The following is a 21,853-nucleotide window of genomic DNA, read 5'->3' as shown; positions in this document are numbered from 1 at the left end:
TGTTCACCCTTTTTCAATTTCATGAACAAGGAAGCTTTATGGATTCACCAACCGATACCTACAGCTGCATTCGCGATAACCGGATTGCTTTCCCTATTCCTGACAGGGATGTATCCAACGGCATACAATCCGGTCATATGCTTTCCTGTCGAATCGTTTCCATCAGATTATCGTGCTTCATCGCCTGCAGTGCCAGGCGCATGCTCATAAACAGCAAAGCCGCCAGCAGAAGGATGATAAACAGCAGTCCCTGCCACGGAAATGCAAAGGCAAAGGCGAAATTACGCTGCAGAACTGCGTACACACCGTAGATGACAAGCAGTGTAAGCGGTATGCCAAACAGCATGGTCCTGCCCAGATATTGCATAATTTCCATACGGATCATTGCGCGAAAGGCGCCCGGTGTGATTCCTATGGATTTCAGCATGGCAAATTCCCGTCTGCGCAAGGCGATTCCTGTGGAAATCGTGTTATAAATATTGGCTGCGCTGACCAGCAGGATCAGTGCCACAAAGCCATACAGGAAGACATTCAGAAACAGCGACAGCTGATTCTGCCGATCCTTCAATGCCCGGATATTGCTTTTGAAAATCGTTCCTGCCGGATGCTGAGACTGCAGCTGTGTCAGCTCATTTTCCAGTGCATAGGGCTGAGAGGAGCGATACTGAAACTTCATGGAAAGCATGTCCTGTGTAAGCTGCAGCTGTTTTTTCAAAATCCGCATGGACTGCTCATTCGTTATCAGATAAATCGTATGAATATCATCAACATTGGCCGGCATAAACCATGGATGCACTTCACTGACTGCCGCAACATGTATCGCTGTTTCATAGGAGCGCTTATCCATAGCGGCCTGCAGCGTCATTCCCTTTTCCGCATTCTCCAGCAGCCGGTAATCGGTAAAGGTATTCTCTTTTTTGCAGGTCAGCTTATTCAGCAGGATCGCCTGAGCATCACTGCCTGTAAAGTCTTCCATAGAAGCATTGACCTCCCCGGCATAGCGGGCAAAGCTCTGATCATTCAAAGCGATAATCTCAAAAGACAAGCGCTGCTGCGGTTCATCAAAATGCCGTCCCTGCTCATCCAAAAGCTGCTGCAGCTGATCGCTGTAGGCTGCGGTCGAATGATCCTGCAGCGTCACACTTTCCATATAGAGAAACTCTTCGGCAGAGGGAAGCCGGGACAGCTGTTCTCGTATCGCATCCCCTTCCGGCTGGCTGTATCCATTCATTCCTCCGGTTACATCAGCCGGTATTTCCCCCTGTGCCATTGAAAAGGCCTGTGAAATAAAGGTGGAAAAGCTGTAAGCCGTCATAAAGAGAACCATACTGATAATCAGTGAAAACAATGTGGCATAATAGCGGTGTCTGCTTCGCTTCATGTTCTTTGCACCCAGCGCGGCGGAAAAGCCGAACCACTTGCGGATCCAGCGTGTCCTACGCACATCCTTTACGCGGATACTGACATCCTGATTCTGCCGCAGCGCATCGATCGGTGTGATACGCGAAGCACGCCGTGCTGGCAGCCAGGCACTGATCAGCAGGACGATAAAGGAAAACAGAACGGAAACCAGCACACTCTGCCAGGTAATGACAAGCCTCAGCTCCACCATGGTTTCAAACATCCCCTGAATCAGCGGCTGGATGCAAAGAAAGGTGATACCGATCCCTGCATAGCCGCATAGAATACCGATTGGAATTGCAAAGGCACCAATCACAAACGCTTCAAAGAAAACGGAGGAGCGCTTCTGTTTCTGCGTAGCACCAATGCTGGCAAGCATTCCCAGATAACGGCTTCGCTGTGATAACGAAATGGCGAACGCATTGTAAATCAGAGAAATCGAGCCGATCATAATAATGAGAGCCACCATCCCCGTCGCAAGCGTAATTGTCGTCATAAAACCGTTATCGTCATTGATACCGTAAAACATCAGCAGCGTATTGTTGGGATTGATCTGTACATCCTGCAGACCGTAATCCTCTGCAAGCTGCTGTGCATCCTCATAAATGGATGCAGTTCGCTCCTTCATCGTAAAGGAAATGACATACCGGTTTTCCAAAGTCCCCTCATTTCCCTGAAACGGCAGATAAAAGGCATAGTTCTGGCTTCCGAAATGCACCTTTCCATCATCCATAATACCGGTGATACGAAAGGTACGCTCCCCGGTTTGATGAAAGCTTTCACCTGTCGCATCATCCGAATTCCATTGGGAATATGACCGGCTTCCATCCTTTTGTAGCGTATAACCGATAGGCAGAGTTATACTGTCTCCGATTTTCCAGGCGGTACCGCTTGTTTCCATAAAGCTTTCCGACAACAGAATTTCATTCTTTTGGCGCGGGAGCGTTCCCTTCACCAGCTGCAAGGCATTCAGATGCAGGTGCTCCATATCATAGACCTGAAGCTGTATATATTGTCGCTGCGCATCCTTTACATCCTTCAAGAATGCACAGGTATCGTGATAGGAAATCAGACTTTCCTTTATGCGGGAGTCCTTTACCAGCTTTTCTGCCTGTTTGGCAGGAACATCATAAAATTCCATTTCAAAATCTCCGAAATTGGAACGGGCATTGCGCAGCATCAAATCCTGAAAGGACTGTGCGATGGTTGAAACGGCCGCAATCATGGCAACAGACAGGATAACACCAAAGATGGTGACCATCGTTCTGCGCTTAGCGGCCTTCATGCATTTCCATGTCACCTTCTGTATGATATTCATCGGCGAATCACCTCATCACGCACAATGTGACCGTCCTCTATTTTTAAAATCCGATCTGCCTGCAAAGCAATGCCTTCATCATGTGTGATGATGATCAGTGTCTGGTGAAGCTCATCATGCAGGCGCTTCAGCAGGTCGATGATTTCCCTGCTGTTGGCCCGATCCAGATTTCCGGTCGGCTCATCCGCCAGTACGATGGCCGGAGATGCCATCAGTGCACGACCGATGGAAACGCGCTGCTGCTGTCCGCCGCTGAGCTGGCTGGGCAGATGCTGTAATCGCTTCTTCAGCCCCAGTGCCTCTACCATGCTGTCCAGCTGCTGCGTATTGACGCTGCGATTATCCAGCAGCAGGGGAAGTGTGATGTTTTCTTCCACATTCAGTACCGGAATCAAGTTGTAAAACTGATAGATCAGACCAATCTGTCTTCTGCGAAAAATCGCCAGTGCGGTTTCATCGAGTGCATACATATCCTTATCACTCACATACACCTTGCCGCCGGTTGGCCGATCCACACCGCCCAGCAGATGCAGCAGCGTGGATTTACCGCTTCCGCTCGGCCCTACAATGGCGACAAATTCACCCTGCTCCACACAGAAGGACACATCATCCAGCGCACTCACCTGCGCCTCCCCCTGTCCGTACCGTTTTGTTAAATGCTCTACTCGTGACGTACTCTCACCACTTATGCTATGACTAGCATAGAAGTGGGAGCTTCTTGTTCGATAGAACCGATGTCCTAAGCATAAGCAAGCTATCCCCGCTCGTCCAGCGGTTCTTTGTAATCCTTATTTTCTAACCTCTATGTAATCGTATACCTTCATCACGTATATTCTTCGCTGCATTGATATCACGATCCTCTATATGACCACATTTCGGACATTGATAGATTCTTTCATTCAGTCCTATCTTTCTCTTTGCTCCACAGTGATTACATATCTGCGTACTGGCATACCATTTATCGACCTTTATAAATCGTTTTCCTCCATCTTCTAACTTGTACTTCAAATAATTTCTCAAGATGCCAAAGCCATTATCCATGAGATTCTTTCCTAGCTGTAATCCTTGGCTCATAGCTTTCATGTCGATATCTTCTACAACTACCATATCCCAGGAATTGGCTATCTTCCTGCTTTCTTTATGTAGAAAATCTTTTCTTTGCTGTGCTACATGGGCATGCAGCTTGGCTACCTTGTTTCTTTGCTTCTTATAGTTATTACTTCCTTTGACCATCTTGGAAAGTTTGCGCTGTTCTCTTGCTAATCGCTTCTCACTCGCACGATAAAAATGGGGATAGTCACATACCTGACCTTCACTATCTACATATAAATATTTTTGCGAATAATCAAGACCTAACACATGTACCACTTCTTTACTTTCTACTTTATTTTCATATTCAAACAGACATGTCGCAATATAACGGTCCTGCTGTTTGCTTATCGTCACTGCTTTTAAGACCCCCTGTGGTATGCGATGCATATGGATCCTTATATTACCTGCCTTTGGTAAACGTAGATAGGTCGTCTGGTTTTGTATCGTACTAAACAATCGGATATTTCCGTTGACCATATTTGTCGTGTAACTTTGTTTCGCCTGATGCTTTGATTTCCATTTGGGAAAACCGATATCTGTTTCTTTGAAGAACTTTTTGAAAGCAGCTTCTAAATGTAGTTGAGCGTTTGCTAATGCCAAAGAATCTACTTCCTTGAGAAATGGATGATCCTTCTTATAGGATGCAGGTGTCGTTTGCTTCATTTTCTTAGTTTCTTCATAATATTTGATTTTGTCATCTAACATATGATTATACAAAAAACGGACACAACCAAATGTTTTGGTAAAGAAAATCTCTTGCTCCCTGTTTGGATAGATTCTAAACTGATACCCTTTTCTTGACACCATTCTTCTCACCTTGACTTTCGATATAAGCTTTGATGATGTCGGTGGTGACACCTCCTGTACTGATCAAACAGAAGCTCTGACTCCAAAATGCTTCTTTCCAAAGCTTTTCACGAATTTCAGGAAACTCCTTCTTCAATAAACGTGAACTGGCACTCTTATACGCATTGATGAATTTCGTAAGACAAGAGTTAGGGTGAGCAGAGAACAGGATATGAATATGATCGACATCATGATTCCATTCTTGAAGAGAGATGTTATAGGATCTGGCAATATGAAGAAAGATATCTTTTGCACGATCACTGATGACATCATCGAACACACGACGCCGATATTTGGTTGTCATGATCAAATGGTAATGGAGAGCAAACACTGAATGAGCATTACTGTCTAAATCTAGCATAAATACACCTCATCTCATAATATCGACCGAAACTATTTTTATACTCATAGTATACCACAAGGCGGTCTGATTTACCATATTCATAAAGAAAAAGGACAGGACTTACGCATTTATTTGACTTAAGATATAGATGGAAGATTATTCAGGAATTCCTTATTTAACAAAGTCATATCACATATATGTAATTGTGCTCATCTCTTGATTTTTTCACTCAACATGCATAAAAAAGCATTAGCAAAATTTCTCAAATGTTTTTGCTTTTTTTGAATCTAAGAAATTTAATCGTATTTATCCTGTGTGAAGGATAAAGGAAAATGGCTGCATTCATCCCACCATCTGCTTATCGTCGCAGAGATGGGGGAATTCTGCCTGTTATTTGTTAAAAATTCCATAAGCTACCTCCTCCTCTACAGCATACCGCATCGGTATGACACCCTCGTGACGGCGTGCTTACAAAATTGTCACATCCTTGTAAATGCGAATGAGAAAGCAGGCTCCCTGTTCGCTGGCAATCGCCTCCACATCGCCGTTCTGCTGCTGAAAAACCGCCTTACTCATGGCAAGACCGATTCCCGCGCTGTCTATCGAGGCATTCCTTCCCCTGTAAAAGCGTTCAAAAATATGCGGCAGCTCCTCTGCCGGGATCCCCTTTCCGCTATCCTGGATTCGAATACAGGTATGCAGCGGATTATCCTGTACAGAAATATGAATACTGCCCTGCTGCGGCGTATGCTCCACACAGTTTTTCAGTATATTTCCCAATGCCTCCACACTCCATTTCATATCCAGTGTAACCTCCAGCCCCTCATCACAGACGAGTGTACAGGTCTGCTCCTTCAGCTCCATCATGATATGCAGAGGCTCCAGACTTTCCTGCAAAAGCTGATACACCGATAGCTGCTGCGGGTGAAACTGTAAAACCTGCGCATCAATGCGGGATAGCTTCAGCAGTGTGGAAACCAGCCACTCCATGCGTTTCAGCTGCTGGCGCAAAGCATCCGCAAACTGATTGTGCTGCTTTCTGGGTAATTCCTCATCCTGAAGCAGCTCACTCATAATCATCATGGAGGTCAGCGGTGTTTTCAGCTGATGGGAAATATCGGAAAGAGAATCTGCCAGAAACAGCTTATCCTTCTGCAGACTCTCCTTTTGCAGCTGCAGCGTGCGCGTGATTTTATAGAGATCACTGTGCAGTATGCTGAGCTCTCCTTCCCTGTATTGGGGAATATCAAATGCTCCATCGCCCTGATATACTTGCTGTAAATACATTGACAGCTTTTTCAGCTGTGCATAGCGGTACCGGCTGAGCAGCAGATATATTGTAAGAAGCATCCCCTGTGTAATAAAAGTAATCAGCATGGCGGCGGTTGAAATCGGCTGCAAAAGACAGGCGGTAACCAGCATGAGCGCAAGGCTGGCCCAAATTGCGATACGCAGCTCTGTATTACGCAGCATGATGAAGCTCCAGACGGTAGCCCAGCCCCCGCACCGTCACAATGATCGACGGATTCTGCGGATCGCGCTCCAGCTTTTCACGAAGACGTTTAATATAAACGGTAAGTGTATTATCATTGACAAAATCACCGGCAGCATCCCAGATTCCCTCCAGCAGCTGAGAGCGGCTGAGCACCTGCTGAGGATGATTGATAAACACCATGAGCAGACGATATTCCAGTGCAGTAAGCAGCACCTCCTCCTGTTCCCTGTATACCTTTCCCTGTTTAGGATAGATGCTTAGATATTGTATCTGAACAATATCCTCCTCCTGACGGTGATAGCGGCGCTGTACGCTTCGCATCCGGCTGAGCAGCTCATTGATTCGAAACGGCTTTGTAATGTAATCGTCACCGCCCATGTCCAGCCCCATCACTACATTCCCCTCATCATCCAGCGCAGTCAAAAACAGCACCGGCACATCCTGCCGGCTTTTTGCATACGTACAGATATCATAGCCACTTCCATCAGGAAGACCGACATCCAGCAGCAGCAAATCAAACGTCTGCTGATCCAGCTGCTGCAGTGCCGAACGTTTATGGTCGCACCACACCACCTCATAGCCTTCCTTTTTCAATGTATACACAAGACCCATCGCAATGGCCTGATCATCCTCAACAAACAGCAATTTCATAAGCATCCGCTACCTTTCCTTTTCTGTATTATAAAAAATAAATATCACCCTGTCTATGTCTGTGACAAAACTGTCACAATCTGACCTGCTGTACAGATTTTCTATTCCATTTTTTACAGCCTTGCGGCATCGGGATATCAGAATCCGGACAAGCCCAGGGAATGTAGTGCTGATCCTCATGTTCCTCGTTCTAAAGCGCATGCTCAATCATCCTTTATGCTATGGTCACCGCTAAGTGAGTCTTTAAAAGCAGCATAATTGAATGCACTTGATGCTATAGCTCTGCTTGCTGTTTCTAAAGCTGCTGTATTGGAAAATCGGATCGAATCAGCTCTCTGCAATTCTTCATATCATGGAAATCCTTACAATATCATGGAAGGTTTTCTATACTATTTTCCTTCCATAAGTAACTATAAAGGCAGGCAGACACTCGCTAAAAAATATGTCCTCTTCGAGTAAGCTGTATATACCGCAATGCTTTATGGAATGACAAAGACCCTTCCCGTTTTTCCATTCCAGTTCATGCATACAGAAGCAGTCCCACAGCAACCTTTACAGCCTTCTGAGCGGTACGGTTCGTCATACAGAAAACACGCTGTAAAGGCATTTTGAATCCTATACGAAAGTAGAAGCACACATCATTCTTCATGTAACCAGCAGCCCTGCATCATGTTGTCAATAACATGGATATGGATTACCCGGATTTTGTTTATCACAAACGGATAGCAGCTATCCTTGACTCATTCTTCCTTCAGAGTACAAAAAAACGAGAATTCCATTTCCATTGAAAAATACAACAGGCTTGAATTCTCTTATTATTTATCCCCCGAAATCGAATAAGCACCGTATCCTTTCACTATCCGCTTTTTCTATGCACTCCGCTTGCCTTGTATCCTCAGCTGCGATACAGGTGCTTTCTGTTTCTGATTTCCAGCTTCCAGCGACAGCAGTCATTCAGATGCAGCAGAATATGACGGGTCGGCGGCATGAGAAGAATACCGGCAACGTCCTTTTTGCCCCAGAATTCCAAAAGCCATAAGGAATCCGGATGCTCACTTACACCCCCGCATAAACGAATCCGTGCGAGGTCCTGCTGTGAAACGTGACGCTTCATATCCGCAAACGTAAGCTCCTGTACAAGCTGTCTGCTTCTGCGTCCGACTGCATTTCGATATGCCAGCAGCTCAGGAATACAAACCGTTTTACTGAAATCCATGATTTCATCATCCGTTAACGCATTACCTGTATCGTCCAGCCTGATCTGCAATCGCTGCTTCCAATCGGGATTCCATACCTGCTCCTGCCTTGCCACCAGCATATTCATTGTCAGATCCTCAATGCGTGCGATATGCCAGATAACCCAGGCAATTGTTTCCGCTTCCCTTGTCGGCATAATTGCATACTCATATTCCTGTAAATCCTGTAAAAGAGCATCCACCTCATTGCAGGGCATTTCGGAAACCGCGGACGCATGCAATGCCGCATGAAGGGAAAGAAACAGCTCCTTCGCTGCCTCCAGCTCCTGCTCCTTTCGAATCATATGCTGCAGCTTTTTATGCTGTTCACTTAAGCCTTCACCAAAATATTTCATCCTATACTCCTTTCGATTCCCGGATTGCCGCTTCCTTTACAGCCTACAGCCATCATCAGAATCACAGATAATCAAGGCTCATAGCGCCTTCTCTCTATGACAGGGAATTCTGTGCCGATTTCCATAATAGCTTACTAACACCCGTTACAATATATTGAAATATAGTGCGTCATAAATCTCTACCCCCATTATACCATGCCCATACCCTGAATAAAACCGTACATTCATCTATGTAGTCCTGCTTGCATATCCGGTACGAATCTTGTAACCTGCGCATTCTGTGACAAGACAAACGCAAGAAATCCTAGTATACTGTAAACATGAAGCATGAGGAGGTACTATATGGATATACAGCAGGACAGCACACACATCCCGCAGATTGAGGATTTTTACGCCGTCATCCATAACAAGCTGTTTGAAAAATTTCTGCAGGCAATGAAGGACATCTTTTCCTGTGAACCGCAAATGGAATTCAGCAGATGCACATGGGAATACGGATGGAATATGAAGTTCAAAAAAAGAGGCAGAAATCTTTGTACCCTGTATGCACGGGAGCAGTATTTCACCCTGCTGATCGTCATCGGCAAGAAAGAAGCGCCGTATTTGGAAGCACTGCTGCCGCACCTCGGTGATGCAATGCAGGAAATCATTCAGGAAACAGCAGAAGGGAATGGACAGCGCTGGCTGATGATTGACGTGGAGGATGAAGGCAGCGTATATCAGGATATCTGGAAGCTGCTTGCCTTACGTGCAGGCTGCTATGATGTTGCAGAGTCTGAATGAAAAAGAGCGCCATACAAAAAGGCATGGATTCCTAGAAAAGATTCCATGCTTTTTTGTATCCTGTTCTATGCGTTAGGTTCGCTGAATTTTGCGTACAGGAAACTGGATTTCTGTGAGCCAGTCGTCCTCACTGTCCTTGTTCCAGATACCGTCAATATAGGCTTCTCTTTGATGCCCGATCATCTCGTAGCCGTTGTCCTCAATAAAGGAAACGCTGGCACGATATGCCAGCGGCAGTGTACGATACGCCCCCTTATGCATGACGCATGCAGCAAGTTCAACAGCCGGCAGCTCACGAAATTTCAAATCACCGCGATCCTCTTTCATTTCAGTAACCGCCTCGCAGATTTCCGCATCCACATCCTGCTCCCGGTACTCATCATCGTAATACATGGTAAAGCAGTATTCCGGCTCCTTACATTCACAGCCTGCCTTCTCCATTTCCAGCCCCATATCCGGCATTTTATAAAACAGATCCGCATAGCTGTCGAGATGTACCCGCATAGAGGCAATGGTAACCGCTGGCAGTGATTTCAGAATGACACGGTATTCATCATCCAGATGTCCACCACTCAGATAGCCCTCCACACGCGCCAGCTTTTCGCCTGTTTCCGCCATGATTTTCAGCAGCTGCTGTTTTCTTTTCTTCAACAGCTGTTCCTGCGAAGCGCCATTACACACCTGCCGTATTTCCTCCAGAGAGAATCCCATATCCCGAAGAGCCAGTATCTTATGCAGCGGCAGCAGCTGATTCGAGGTATAGTAGCGATACCCGCTGTCCTCATCTACATAAGCAGGCTTCAGTAAACCGATTTCATCATAATGGCGTAGTGTTTTCACTGTTATATGGTTCATTTGTGAAAATACCCCGATCCGATACAGCTTTTCAGGTTCATCCTGATGACAGAAAAAATCTTTGTTCATAGTGGTTTCCACCTTTCTTAATCCCATTTAAATGATACAACAGAAAGGATACAGCCGACAACTGCGAATACAATCAAAAGGGCGACAGATATCCATATCTCCTGACTCCACATGTTTAAAGAAACCGCCTTTAACAGCTTGATACCATGTGTCAGCGGCAGGACATTGCATACCTTTTGCACAGTGTCCGGAAACAGCTCGAAGGGGATGGTTGCCCCCGATAAAAACAGCATGGGAAAATAGACGAAGGTTGTAACGACATTCGCAATTTTCACCGTCTTGCACAAGCTTGCCAGAATCATGCCGATGCTGTACATGGACAACATGACAAGCAGAAATGCACCGATGAAAAGGAACGGATCCCCTTCCATGCGGTATCCGAATCCAAACACAGCCAAAACGGTAACCAACGCTGCTGAGAAGAATGACGTCAGCATGCCAATCACCACCTGAACGGACAGAATCATAAACGGGCGAATCGGTGTCGCAAAGAAGTGCTTCAGGATTTTCTTGTCACGGTAATCTGCGATCGTCAGCGGCAGTCCCATAAAGGCAGTCGCACAGATTCCGACCGTCAACAGCGACGCAAATGCACTCTGTAAAAAGGAATAATCAGCACCTCCTGCGGATTGCGAACCGGCTACGACTGCAATCAGAAGCAGGACACCGACCGGCATACCGATTCCGAAAATGATGCCGTCCGGACTGCGCAGACTCAGCTTCCCTTCCACCTTTAAAAATGTCAGAAATCGTTTCATATGCTCACTTCCTCCTCACTGTACCATAGATATGCCTCTTCCAGATTTTCATAGGGACTGTTTTCGATAAGTTCTTCAACGCTTCCCTCACACAGCTTTCTGCCCTGTTTCAAAATAAGTAGGCGATCACATAAATTCTCAGCCTCCTCCATATAATGCGTTGTCAGGAAAATTGTCATTCCCTTTTGCTTCAGTGATTTCAGAATATGCCATACCTCGCGACGGGCTGCCACATCCAGTCCGGTCGTCAGCTCATCCAGAAAAATCACCTGTGGATTTGGAATCAGTGCCACGACTACGGATAGCTTTTGCCGCTCACCTCCCGACAGCTGTTCCACCTTTTGATTGGTGAACGCTTCCAGCTGAAACTGCTTTAAAAGCGCATGATAGTCCGCAGGCTCATGGTAAAGTGCCGCGGTTTCCTCACATACCTCACAAACGCGAATATTGTTTGCGTGTGCCGCATGCTGCAGCTGGACACCGACATGCTCAAACAACGTTTTTCTGTGTTTGGCTGCATTCTGTCCTAAGATACGTGCACTGCCGCTGTCCGGCTTTGTAAGACCCAGTAAACAGTCAATCGTCGTACTCTTGCCGGCACCGTTATGTCCCAGCAGTCCGAACACCTCTCCTTTGTCAACGGAGAAGCTCAGTCTGTCTACGACTGTTCTTCCGTTATATGTCTTCGTTATATCCGAAACTTCAATACTTTTCATTGCAATTCCTCCTTTCACCTTCAGCTTACATGCTCCTGTCGGGGGAGAGTCAACAAAATTTTATCAGGAATTTTTTTCCTATGAAAAGACAGAAAAACACATATAGCTGCTTAGAACTCCTACCCTCGAATCCTCTTTTCGCTTTATGTGCTTCGTTATATAATAGGTGTATGTCTGTTTTAGCGAGCTTCTGCCTCCTGCTGCAACTGGTGCTGTTCCTCAAGCAGCTGCTCTGCAATCTGCATCGCATGAATCATTGGCTCGTGGCGATTATAATGGGCGGTTTCCTTTTCATATTTACTTTGTGCCTTTCTGCATTTTCTGATGATGGAGCGAACCGGCTCTATGGCGGAAGCCAATTCCTGAAGGGAAACTATATTTGCGTTTTCTATCGCAGCATTCATTTGCAGTGCTGTCAGCTTTTCTTCGATCAGCTGCTTTGCCACACGCATGGAAAACAGCCGATTTTTCAGTAAGGTATGCTGCGAGGTCCCTGCTGCGAATTTCCCTTCCATATTCTCACATTTTCTGATAATCGCCACGATTTCCTTGTGCGCAGATTCCAGCTGCTCCTTTGTAATGTTCCTCATTCTCTTCTCCTTATTGCTTTTAGCTATGGATTTTATCCGGTTCCTGCTCTATTACTTGCAGTGTGCTGGTTATGAGGCACGCTTTTGAACTATGATATTTGATGCAGTCCATGAGATTGCAAACAGCAGCAAAGACGAACCTAATAGAATCTGAAGAAACATATCTGCATAATCCATCAGCTGAATACCAAACAGCATCAGCAGCTTGCTGGCAAGATATACAGCTCCAAAGGATACAAAACCGCTCATCATCATGGATACCTCCATTTTCTCGCCCTTGTTGTAATAGGTGGCAGGAATAAAGACAGCCGCAAAGCTCAATGCCAGTGCAATGCCCATTGAGAATCCCTGCCACATAGCAAACCGGGTTCCAAGAGCAGTAATTCCCATTGTAAATTGAATCACATAACCATATACAACGGTTATCAGAAAACCAATGCCCGTAAAAGCCAGATATGCGAAATAACGAGCTGCCACAACATTTCGAAAGGAAATGGGAAGAACCCGGTAATAGTCATACCATTTGTTCTGTGCATCCATCTGAATACATCCCATAATGCTCAATCCGAAAAAGGTTGGCAAAATCACGATTAGAATCGCTCCAAAGCCTTTCCATGTAGAAAATCCGCCAATGATGAAGACAGACAGCAGCAACGGCTTCCAGCTGGAGGCTAAATAATATAAATCCTTTCGTATCAACCCGATCATATCCGTTCTCCTTTCACATACAGCAGCATGATATCATCCAGTGTTGCACGCTCAACAATGCAATTTGGATAGTTATGTGCAGCCGCCTCGCGATCTTCGACAAGCACCACTGTTTCATAAGGCTGTTTGCGGTAGCGAATAATATCATCCGGGTTTAGCTGTTTAAAATCTTCTTCACGGCATTTCATGATACCATATTGATAAATCAATTCATCCTTAAGAGCAGACAGTACAAGCTCTCCATTATGAACAAATGTAATGTAATCAGCCACCTTTTCCAAATCGGTAGAGATATGGGAGGATATGAGGATAGAATGATGCTCATCCTGAACAAATTCCATGAATACTTCCAGAATTTCATCCCGCATGACGGGATCCAGACCGCTTGTTGCCTCATCAAGTATGAGAAGCCGCGGCTTGCGGGATAATGCAATAGCAATCGCTGTTTTCATTTTCATACCACGACTGAATTCTTTCATACGCTTTTTATCAGGTAATGCAAACTGTTGTTTGTATCTTTGAAAGGTTTCATGATCCCAGTTTTTATAAACATCCTGTAAAATTTTTTCCGTATGCTCAATACTGAAGCTGTCATAGAAATCACTGACATCGAAAACGATTCCGATATCTTCGCGCAGTGCCAGATTGTCTTTATCCATTTGCTGTCCAAGAACCGTAATCTCCCCGCTGTCCCGCTTTACCAAATCCATAATGCAGTTGATAATGGTTGATTTGCCTGCGCCGTTTTCACCAATAAGTCCCATAATGGTTCCTTCCGGCAGTGTAAAGCTGATATCCTTCAGCTGAAAATTCTCATATGCTTTTGATACATTTTTTAGCATGAGTGCATCCATAGTGATACTCCTTCCCTATCCTTCATCATAAAACATCGTAAGCAGCTTCGTTAATGTTTCAAGCGATATTCCATTTAACCGTCCGATTTCTGCGGCTTCCTGCAGCTTTGCTTCCGCCAGACGCAGTTGTTCCTCACGGATGAATTCCTTGTTTTGTGAGGATACGAAGGTTCCACGGCCCGCAGCACTTTCGATAAAGCCATCCCGCTGCAGATCCTCATACGCTTTTTGTGTCGTAATAACGCTGATATGCAGATCCTTTGCCAATGCACGCATGGATGGAAGCGGATCGCCGCTCTTTAATTCTCCGTTCATAATGGCATGCTTGATCTGTGAGGTTATCTGCTCATAAATCGGTTTTGTGGTATGATTACTGATCAGTATTTGCACAAGGCCACCTCCGTTGTACTTAAATGTACTTATTGTACATATACATTATAATACACTTAACAGGATTGTCAATACAAGAGTTAGCATTTGCAAGCTCCTTATAGGACTGAATACTGGATATAACAGCTTACCTGATGAACATGGATACTATTTTCCCATGTTTATCATGAGGAAAGGGGCTATGTTTACCCGCTATGCACATCTGCTTACCTCACAATGATTTTTTAGTAAAATAAAAATGAGATTGCTCTCATTTCTTTATTTGTTTATCTTATTATAGACAGTCCAAATTACGCAGTTTTAATTATCCGACTCAGTCAAAGAAGGCTGCATAATTCTAATCGTTGATCATGGTAAAATACATAACCATGATCAGAACAATCTTCTTCCGTCTGTTATATCAATCCCGCATTGCTTCGCTTTTCCTGTCTGTTTGAATGGATTCACTCGTTCTATGATACCGTCATGTCTGAAAAAAGAGCCTGTATTTTTAAACCAGAAGGTTTTACCGGCTTCCCCGCACTGCCTGTGAAGGTCAAGCACCCACTCATAATCACATATGCGTGCCTCTCTTCCGGTTTCTCCGCCTACAGTGACATGATCAACACCATCGAGATATGGTGTTAAATCAATCGCTTCCAGTAACGGGGCACAGGCGATAAACCGACGCTTCATGGGATAGGATAGAAATAAGGGCAGTCTGTAATCGGCTGCTTCCTGATTTTCGACGGTACATCCTATATTCACGTGCTCATATCCGCTTCCCCAGTCATCCGGCAAGGCGACAGGAAAACGATCAATTCGCTTTGTCAGAATCAAAAATTCTATATCCGTCCGCTGCTTGATCATCGCCCAGATTTCCTCACGCCAGGCATCGGCTTCCGGCAGAAAGAAATCCGTGGCAAAGCAGGTCGCAAGAATCTTGTTTCCTTTGATATTGTATTCACCCTTTGCGTTCTTTCGGATCGTCCAGTCAAATTTATCCGTCTTCTGTATGGTATTCTGACCATACCGTTTTGCATGAGGACCGTAAAAATAGCAATTTGTACAGCCCTCGCTGATTTTATAGCACCCTGTCCATGGTTCCCAGTTCATACGGCTTCCTCACTTTCAAATATTGTTTTACCTGAATTTTTACATGCATACTAGCAGCTTCCATAAAGACTGAAGTTTTCCTGCATATATGTTTCGGTTTGCAGCTTTGATTAAATTATCTTATGTATAGCTGACACATTACACGCTGGCATCGTTTAGTTCAAATAGATTTCCTTCCGGGTCTCTGAAGTAAGTACACCGCATGCCCCATGCTTCTATAAATTGCGGCTCTCCAAGAAATTCCACACCGGCTTCCTGTAAACGATAGTAATCCTGATCCAGATCATCTGTAGGTATGACTGCAGTTACCGTGTCCGGCTGCTTATTTGTATCCGGCTGCACATATCCCTGAAACATCGGCATGGCATCACCTAAAAAGATAGCGAAGCAGGGCTCCTCCTGCGAATCTGCCGCAAAGGAAGTATAGGGACCATTTCGGTCTCCCCAAACTACATGCAGTCCCAGCTTCTGTGTGTAAAAATCAAAGCATTCTCCATAATTCTTCCGTACCAGTACACGAATCGTCGTTTCCTTGAATTTCATATCCTAATTTCCTTCCTTTTTCAATTATATATATTCTTTATTATATCGCAAGATTTGTGATGTAATTGTATAAACTGGACAAATTGTGTCTGTTTCCATCATAGGATTCACGGACGCTTTTGATAGATATTGCTTCTGTAATATGATATCACTAATTTATTTGGGAAGATTGTGAAATTTAAGATATAGGCGCATCCCTGTATATTTAGAAGCATATTAAAAAATACCTTATCCTGTTTATGGATTCGTTCCTTTTTCGAAAGCGGCAAGACTTTTATACGTATCAACTATTTCTTTTTGCTTGATTTATTATCGGATATAAACACCTGTATGAAAAAGGAATATTTTACGCATTCATACAAATATAAATGGCTTCAATAATAAAGTCATGATTCACTAAAATTCTTTGTGACATTTGGATCACTTGTTATAAATTCATCAACTTCATTATTCATTGAATTCAAAGTTTCAATCCAATCTCGTTGAAATGTATCGATTTGGAAACCATTTTTATCAAAATCATTCTTCACTAATTCTTTAATATAAATTACTAGCATTATATCTATTTCTACAAAAACATAGTATCACTGAATAAGATTTACTCATTTTCTAAAACAAAATCTAATGAATCAAAACAGAAACTTTCTATTGATGTTAAATCAACTACTTTTATATGAGTGATTAACCAATGCATCTCATCTGACTCTAATTTTAAATTCAAAATCTCAGCAGCCTCAGTATATATAAACTCATTGCTATGATCAGAAGATTCAAGTATTGAACGACAGCTTAAGCCATCCTCTTGATTTCTTTTTCAAATGCTATTTTACTGAACTGTCGGACCTCAATTTATGGAACTTGCGATTTTGATTCAAAAAACAAGTATTCATTTTTTATTCGACACATGACATCACTTGAATTAAGGAAAAAGATTATAGTATCATTTGAGAATCTTAGAAAAAAGAAAACCTCAGAATTCCCTTTATCAATAGGGTTTTCTGAGGTTTTTAGTATTATTCCCACTCAATCGTTCCGCACGGTTTCGGTGTCAAATCATAGCACACACGATTCACATTCGCAACTTCCTTCAAAATACGATCCGTAATCCTATGCAGCACCGGCCAGTCAATATCCTCTATCGAAGCCGTCATTGCATCAATCGTATTCACCGCACGCAGAATCACAGGATACTCAAAGCTTCTCGCATTATTCTTCACACCGACAGACTTGAAATCCGGAACGATGGTGAAATACTGCCAAACCTTCTGATCCAGACCCGCTGTCGCAAACTCTTCGCGTAAAATCGCATCCGACTCACGCACCGCCTCCAGACGATCCTTTGTAATAGCTCCAAGACAGCGCACACCCAAACCAGGTCCCGGGAACGGCTGACGGAACACCATATCATGAGGCAATCCCAGCTCCAGTCCACACGCACGTACTTCATCCTTAAACAGCTGACGCAATGGCTCTACCAGCTCAAACGCCAGATCATCCGGCAATCCACCGACATTGTGATGAGATTTGACAACCTTTGCTGTCTTGGTGCCGCTCTCCACGATATCCGGATAAATGGTCCCCTGTGCCAGGAAATCGATACCCTTCAGCTTACGAGCCTCTTCCTCAAACACACGGATAAACTCCGCACCGATAATCTTACGCTTCTGTTCCGGCTCTGCCACATCCTTCAGCTTTCCAAGAAACCGTTCGCTTGCATCCACATAAATCAGATTCGCATCCATCTGATTCTTAAACACTTCAATTACACTTTCCGATTCCCCTTTGCGCATCAGCCCATGATTGACATGCACACAATACAGCTGCTTACCGATTGCCTTTAACAGCAATGCTGCCACTACAGAGCTGTCCACGCCGCCGGACAATGCAAGCAGCACTTTGCGATCCTTCACCTGTTCGCGAATCAGTTCCACCTGATCTGCCACAAAATTCTTCATATTCCAGTTTGCCTCTGCCTTGCAGACAGTGAAAACAAACGTTTTTAACACTTCCTCTGACGGCCATTCCTCCAGCTTCTGTTCACATAATGCCGGTGCATGGTCAATCGCAATCACCGGATATCCCGCTTCATAAATTTCCGGCAAGACATCGATATCCTTACCGTCGACATTGCGGTGTTCCCCACCGTTTAAGATGACACCCTTTACATTCGGCAGCTTCTGCAGCTCCGCTTTTGTGATATCATGCGGATAAATCTCGCTGTATACACCCAATGCACGAATTTCTCTGGCAAGTGTTGTATTCTCACTGCTGCCAAGATCCAGAATAACAATCATATCTTGTTTCATACGCTAATCTCCTCTACTCTTTTTATCCAAATCAAGTGTAACATATTTCATTGTTCAGTAACATAAAAAAATGGAAAATATTAACCGAAAAACGCACAAAATTACACGCGGAAAGAAAACACCGCAATTTTTACAAACCACGGTGTCTGTTTCAGCACACTGCTTCCTGCGAAGCGGATGGCTGCTGTACAAAGGTACTGGATAGTACCTTATCCTTCTTGCGAATGCGTATAAACAGCAGAACCGCCACACCGGCAGCGATACTTTCAGCGATTAGGAAGGAATACCATATACCATCCAGACCGAACCAGTCCGCAAACAGCCAGGATAACGGCAGAGTGATACAAAGCTGACGAAGCAGGAAAACAATCAGGGACTGCAAGCCAAGCCCCATTGCCTGAAATAATGTCGGCAGAATAAACCCAAGGGCTGCCGGAAGGAAGCTGATACTGATGATACGCAGGGCCGGAACACCGATACGCAGCATATCCTCACTGGCATGAAACAGCATCAGCAGCTGTGTTGGAAACAGCAGGAAAATCGCACAGCCGCAAACCATGATGGCAAGCGTCACCATGATGGCATACTTCAATGTCTGCAAAAGACGTTCATGGCTGCCTGCTCCGTAATTGTAGCCCATGATCGGCATCGCTCCCTGCGTCAGACCGCTCGCCGGCATAAAGACAAAGGTCTGCAGCTTATAATAAATCCCATATACGGAAACAGCCGTATTGGAAAACTGAATCAGAATGGAATTTAAACCAATCACAAGAACACTGCCCAGTGCATTCATGCAGGCATTGGGAATCCCCACAGAAAGAATGCGGCGAATGGTATCCCAGGAGAAATGAAACTGCTTCAAATCCAGCTTCACATCGAATTTTCTTGTCAGGAATATAAACAGTGATAGCGACATAGCGAAAATCTGTCCGATAACCGTTGCGATTGCCGCTCCCTTTACCCCCATTGCAGGAAAGCCCAGCAGACCGAAAATCATGATGGGATCCAGGATGATGTTTGTGATTGCTCCTGCCGCCTGTATCGCCATGGGGAAGATCATTTTTCCCATGGACTGAAATACCTTTTCAATCAAAATATGAAAGAAACAGCCAAAGCACAGAAATACACAGACATACGTATACATGCAGGCGTCATCCAGTATTGCCGCAGAATCTGTAAACATTTCAAAAAACGGACGAATCGTAAAGCTGCCAATTGCGACAAACAGCAGATATCCGATCAGCGACAGCAGCAGACCATGGGCCACAGCACTGTTTGCTTCCTTCTGATTCTGCTCTCCAAGCTTTCTTGCTATATAGGAATTCACCCCTACACCGATTCCCACGGAACAGGCTACAATCAGCGTCTGTATCGGAAAAGCCAGGGAAACAGCCGTAAGTGCATCTTCTCCAATCTGTGCCACAAACATACTGTCTACAATGTTGTACAGCGACTGTATCAGCATGGACAGCATCGGAGGAAAAGCCATTGACATCAGCAATGGTAAAACAGGCTTATAACCCATTTTGTTTTGTTCAATTGTTTGCATGACAAACCTCCTCTTCTCACAAAAAACCTCCATTCATCTATTTTGGAAACATGAAAATAGAAAAAATGGAGGTTTTTCAAACCTATTTGGTTGTTGACATCATTCTAATATAAAAATCAGGATTTGGCAATACCCTATGCATCAATTTCATGAATATATGCCACATCATGAAACATATCCAGCAGCTTGGCAGCCTGATACGTATCCGGCAGAACAACGATCAAATCCACCTGATAGCAGCTATGCTCCTGTGTCAGACTCACATTCAGTATCTCAATCTGCATACGCTTCAAGCGTTCCTGCAAATCCTGCAAGGCCTCCTTATTCTGGTCAATCACAAAGGACAGCTCCTCCTTATATGACTCCCGCAGCCAGCGATGATTCCGGTGAAGGATGATCTGCACAAATACAATCAGCACTGCTGTAAGAATCCCAAGTGCATACAGGCCGCTGCCAATCGCCATTCCGATCGCACTGGTTGCCCATATGCCTGCCGCCGTCGTCAGTCCGCTGATCGTGTTTTTCCGCATGAAAATCATACCGGCTCCAAGAAAGCCGACTCCGGTCACAATCTGTGCCGCGATACGGGAGGGATCCAGTGCGATACCTTTATCTCCCAGAATATCAGAAAATCCGTACTTGGATACGATCATAATCAAGGCAGCGCCACTCGCCACTATCAGGTGCGTGCGAATGCCAGCCTCCTTATTGCGGCTTTTCCGTTCATAGCCGATGATACCTCCGCAGATTCCCGCAAGCAGGATCCGAACAAGAAATTCCATCTGTGTTTCCAGCTGCATGATGTTCATCATACTATCATCTTCTTTCTTCTGTATCCTTCTTTATATTATACAACACCTTGTGTGAATCGTATATGCTGACGCAAGAAAAACGGCAAACGAAAAGCTTTATCAACGTCTATCTCTCGATGCCTCTCAGGTATATAAAAAACCATATCCCGAACCGATGATAGTCCACTCCTTCTGAGCGGATGAGCGCCGCAATACCCATGGATACGCAGTATACTCCGCATTGGGCTCCAGCGTATGATCCCCCGCATGGAATACATTGGACACCGTAATAAAATCCGTATAAATAACCATCACCTCATCGGATTTCTGTTTCTTAAAGCCGTCCGCAAACTGCCTGTATGCTGATTCATCATAGCTGATCCTTGTCAGTTTACACTCCTGCAGCTCCTGAGAAAATGTGTGCTCCACCAGTGTCATAGCGTGTTCAACATCCTTTCTTTCATAGATATCAGACTGTATCACTTCCCGTTTGAGTTCGACATTTCTCCATGAATTGGAAAAGAAATACGGTACGAAGAAAGCGAGGATTCCGCAAACAAAGATGACTGCAATGGCGATTTTCTTTTTCATGACATAGCCCCCTTCAGAATATAATCTTTTACAACACCAGTATATCACCCGCACAGTACCAAGAATCTTAAGAAATCTTATGCGCACCTTACAATTTTCTTACGGTACAGCTCTTTGTTTCAGTGATTCCTTCCCGTCGCAGCTTCCAGTAGGGAATGCAGCAGCCGCACAGCCTCCTCCATATCCTCCATTTTGATTGCCGCAAAAGAAAGAACAAGCTCTCCCTGCGCATTTCTCTGCAGCATCATGCTGTGCTTTCTGGCTTCCTGTATAAGCGATTCCAGCGGCAGCAAATACGGAAAGCGCAGTATAAACTGCAAAGCGGCCTCCTCCAGCAATATATCCGCCTGTGGAAACCACTGTTCCAGCAGTGTCCGCATATGACTGCTCTTCTGTTCATAGTGTCTGCGCAGACGCCGTACATGTCGCTCCAGATGCCCATCCGCAATATATCTTGCCAAAGCCAGCTGTTCGATTTTGCTGGAGGTTGGTGAATAGCTGTTTGCGCGCTGATCATA

Annotated in this window: 21 protein-coding genes; 1 reads left to right on the top strand and 20 read right to left on the bottom strand. The window is 44.7% G+C overall.

Annotated features, from left to right (window positions below; all coding sequences use genetic code 11):
- Window positions 1-133: 133 nt before the first annotated feature.
- From ACG3M1_RS10860 to ACG3M1_RS10830, 7 genes are all read right to left on the bottom strand, one after another.
- Window positions 134-2,719, bottom strand: a complete 2,586-nt coding sequence (locus ACG3M1_RS10860; protein WP_009269217.1) for an ABC transporter permease — start codon at window positions 2,717-2,719, stop codon at window positions 134-136.
- Window positions 2,716-3,342, bottom strand: coding sequence for an ABC transporter ATP-binding protein (locus ACG3M1_RS10855; RefSeq protein ID WP_009269218.1), 627 nt, complete (start codon window positions 3,340-3,342; stop codon window positions 2,716-2,718). Before ACG3M1_RS10855 ends, ACG3M1_RS10860 begins: the two co-directional genes overlap by 4 nt.
- Before the next feature lie 172 nt (window positions 3,343-3,514).
- On the bottom strand, window positions 3,515-4,618 hold the full coding sequence (locus tag ACG3M1_RS10850) for an RNA-guided endonuclease TnpB family protein (protein WP_009269219.1): 1,104 nt from the start codon (window positions 4,616-4,618) through the stop codon (window positions 3,515-3,517).
- Window positions 4,590-5,018: an IS200/IS605 family transposase gene (tnpA, locus tag ACG3M1_RS10845; RefSeq protein ID WP_002606802.1), complete on the bottom strand. Its 429-nt coding sequence runs from the start codon at window positions 5,016-5,018 to the stop codon at window positions 4,590-4,592. Before tnpA ends, ACG3M1_RS10850 begins: the two co-directional genes overlap by 29 nt.
- Before the next feature lie 450 nt (window positions 5,019-5,468).
- Window positions 5,469-6,473: a sensor histidine kinase gene (locus tag ACG3M1_RS10840; RefSeq protein WP_009269220.1), complete on the bottom strand. Its 1,005-nt coding sequence runs from the start codon at window positions 6,471-6,473 to the stop codon at window positions 5,469-5,471.
- Complete coding sequence (locus tag ACG3M1_RS10835; RefSeq protein WP_002608748.1) at window positions 6,463-7,152, bottom strand: response regulator transcription factor; 690 nt, start codon at window positions 7,150-7,152, stop codon at window positions 6,463-6,465. The genes ACG3M1_RS10840 and ACG3M1_RS10835 overlap by 11 nt, the downstream gene beginning before the upstream one ends.
- An 889-nt stretch (window positions 7,153-8,041) precedes the next feature.
- A complete protein-coding gene (locus ACG3M1_RS10830; protein ID WP_161128977.1) occupies window positions 8,042-8,737 on the bottom strand; it encodes a DinB family protein in 696 nt (231 codons plus the stop codon).
- 342 nt (window positions 8,738-9,079) lie between these two features.
- Here ACG3M1_RS10830 and ACG3M1_RS10825 point away from each other — a divergent pair, with 342 nt between their 5' ends.
- A complete protein-coding gene (locus ACG3M1_RS10825; RefSeq protein WP_055200792.1) occupies window positions 9,080-9,520 on the top strand; it encodes a DUF3788 domain-containing protein in 441 nt (146 codons plus the stop codon).
- Window positions 9,521-9,592: 72 nt separating this feature from the next.
- Here the strand turns inward: ACG3M1_RS10825 and ACG3M1_RS10820 are convergent, their stop codons facing one another.
- From ACG3M1_RS10820 to ACG3M1_RS10760, 13 genes are all read right to left on the bottom strand, one after another.
- Window positions 9,593-10,444, bottom strand: coding sequence for a MerR family transcriptional regulator (locus tag ACG3M1_RS10820; RefSeq protein WP_395815388.1), 852 nt, complete (start codon window positions 10,442-10,444; stop codon window positions 9,593-9,595).
- 17 nt (window positions 10,445-10,461) lie between these two features.
- Window positions 10,462-11,202, bottom strand: a complete 741-nt coding sequence (locus tag ACG3M1_RS10815) for an ABC transporter permease (protein ID WP_008819328.1) — start codon at window positions 11,200-11,202, stop codon at window positions 10,462-10,464.
- Window positions 11,199-11,918, bottom strand: a complete 720-nt coding sequence (locus ACG3M1_RS10810) for an ABC transporter ATP-binding protein (RefSeq protein WP_008819329.1) — start codon at window positions 11,916-11,918, stop codon at window positions 11,199-11,201. Before ACG3M1_RS10810 ends, ACG3M1_RS10815 begins: the two co-directional genes overlap by 4 nt.
- 179 nt (window positions 11,919-12,097) lie before the next feature.
- Complete coding sequence (locus ACG3M1_RS10805; RefSeq protein ID WP_008819330.1) at window positions 12,098-12,508, bottom strand: hypothetical protein; 411 nt, start codon at window positions 12,506-12,508, stop codon at window positions 12,098-12,100.
- A gap of 69 nt (window positions 12,509-12,577) precedes the next feature.
- The gene (locus ACG3M1_RS10800; RefSeq protein ID WP_009269221.1) at window positions 12,578-13,216 is read right to left on the bottom strand and encodes an ABC-2 transporter permease; all 639 of its coding nucleotides are present in this window, start codon (window positions 13,214-13,216) and stop codon (window positions 12,578-12,580) included.
- Complete coding sequence (locus ACG3M1_RS10795) at window positions 13,213-14,070, bottom strand: ABC transporter ATP-binding protein (RefSeq protein ID WP_074748054.1); 858 nt, start codon at window positions 14,068-14,070, stop codon at window positions 13,213-13,215. Before ACG3M1_RS10795 ends, ACG3M1_RS10800 begins: the two co-directional genes overlap by 4 nt.
- 15 nt (window positions 14,071-14,085) lie before the next feature.
- Complete coding sequence (locus ACG3M1_RS10790) at window positions 14,086-14,460, bottom strand: GntR family transcriptional regulator (RefSeq protein ID WP_074748051.1); 375 nt, start codon at window positions 14,458-14,460, stop codon at window positions 14,086-14,088.
- A gap of 372 nt (window positions 14,461-14,832) precedes the next feature.
- Complete coding sequence (locus tag ACG3M1_RS10785) at window positions 14,833-15,555, bottom strand: DUF5131 family protein (protein WP_161128979.1); 723 nt, start codon at window positions 15,553-15,555, stop codon at window positions 14,833-14,835.
- Between the two features lie 138 nt (window positions 15,556-15,693).
- Window positions 15,694-16,098 carry a VOC family protein gene (locus ACG3M1_RS10780; RefSeq protein WP_008819335.1) on the bottom strand — a complete coding sequence of 135 codons (405 nt, stop codon included), beginning with the start codon at window positions 16,096-16,098 and terminating at the stop codon, window positions 15,694-15,696.
- Between the two features lie 1,013 nt (window positions 16,099-17,111).
- On the bottom strand, window positions 17,112-18,404 hold the full coding sequence (gene guaA / locus ACG3M1_RS10775) for a glutamine-hydrolyzing GMP synthase (protein ID WP_008819350.1): 1,293 nt from the start codon (window positions 18,402-18,404) through the stop codon (window positions 17,112-17,114).
- 151 nt (window positions 18,405-18,555) lie between these two features.
- Window positions 18,556-19,953 (bottom strand): MATE family efflux transporter, encoded by a 1,398-nt coding sequence (locus ACG3M1_RS10770; RefSeq protein ID WP_008819351.1) that lies wholly within the window; start codon window positions 19,951-19,953, stop codon window positions 18,556-18,558.
- A gap of 134 nt (window positions 19,954-20,087) precedes the next feature.
- Window positions 20,088-20,765: an MgtC/SapB family protein gene (locus ACG3M1_RS10765; protein ID WP_008819352.1), complete on the bottom strand. Its 678-nt coding sequence runs from the start codon at window positions 20,763-20,765 to the stop codon at window positions 20,088-20,090.
- A gap of 123 nt (window positions 20,766-20,888) precedes the next feature.
- Window positions 20,889-21,335, bottom strand: a complete 447-nt coding sequence (locus tag ACG3M1_RS10760; RefSeq protein ID WP_008819353.1) for a hypothetical protein — start codon at window positions 21,333-21,335, stop codon at window positions 20,889-20,891.
- Between the last annotated feature and the right edge of the window lie 518 nt (window positions 21,336-21,853).

It is taken from the genome of Clostridium sp. 10cd* (assembly GCF_044336395.1).
GTDB lineage: Bacteria > Bacillota_I > Bacilli_A > Erysipelotrichales > Erysipelotrichaceae > Clostridium_AQ > Clostridium_AQ innocuum.
Note: the sequence above shows the minus strand (reverse complement) of the source record. Positions and strands in the feature narration are given on the sequence as shown.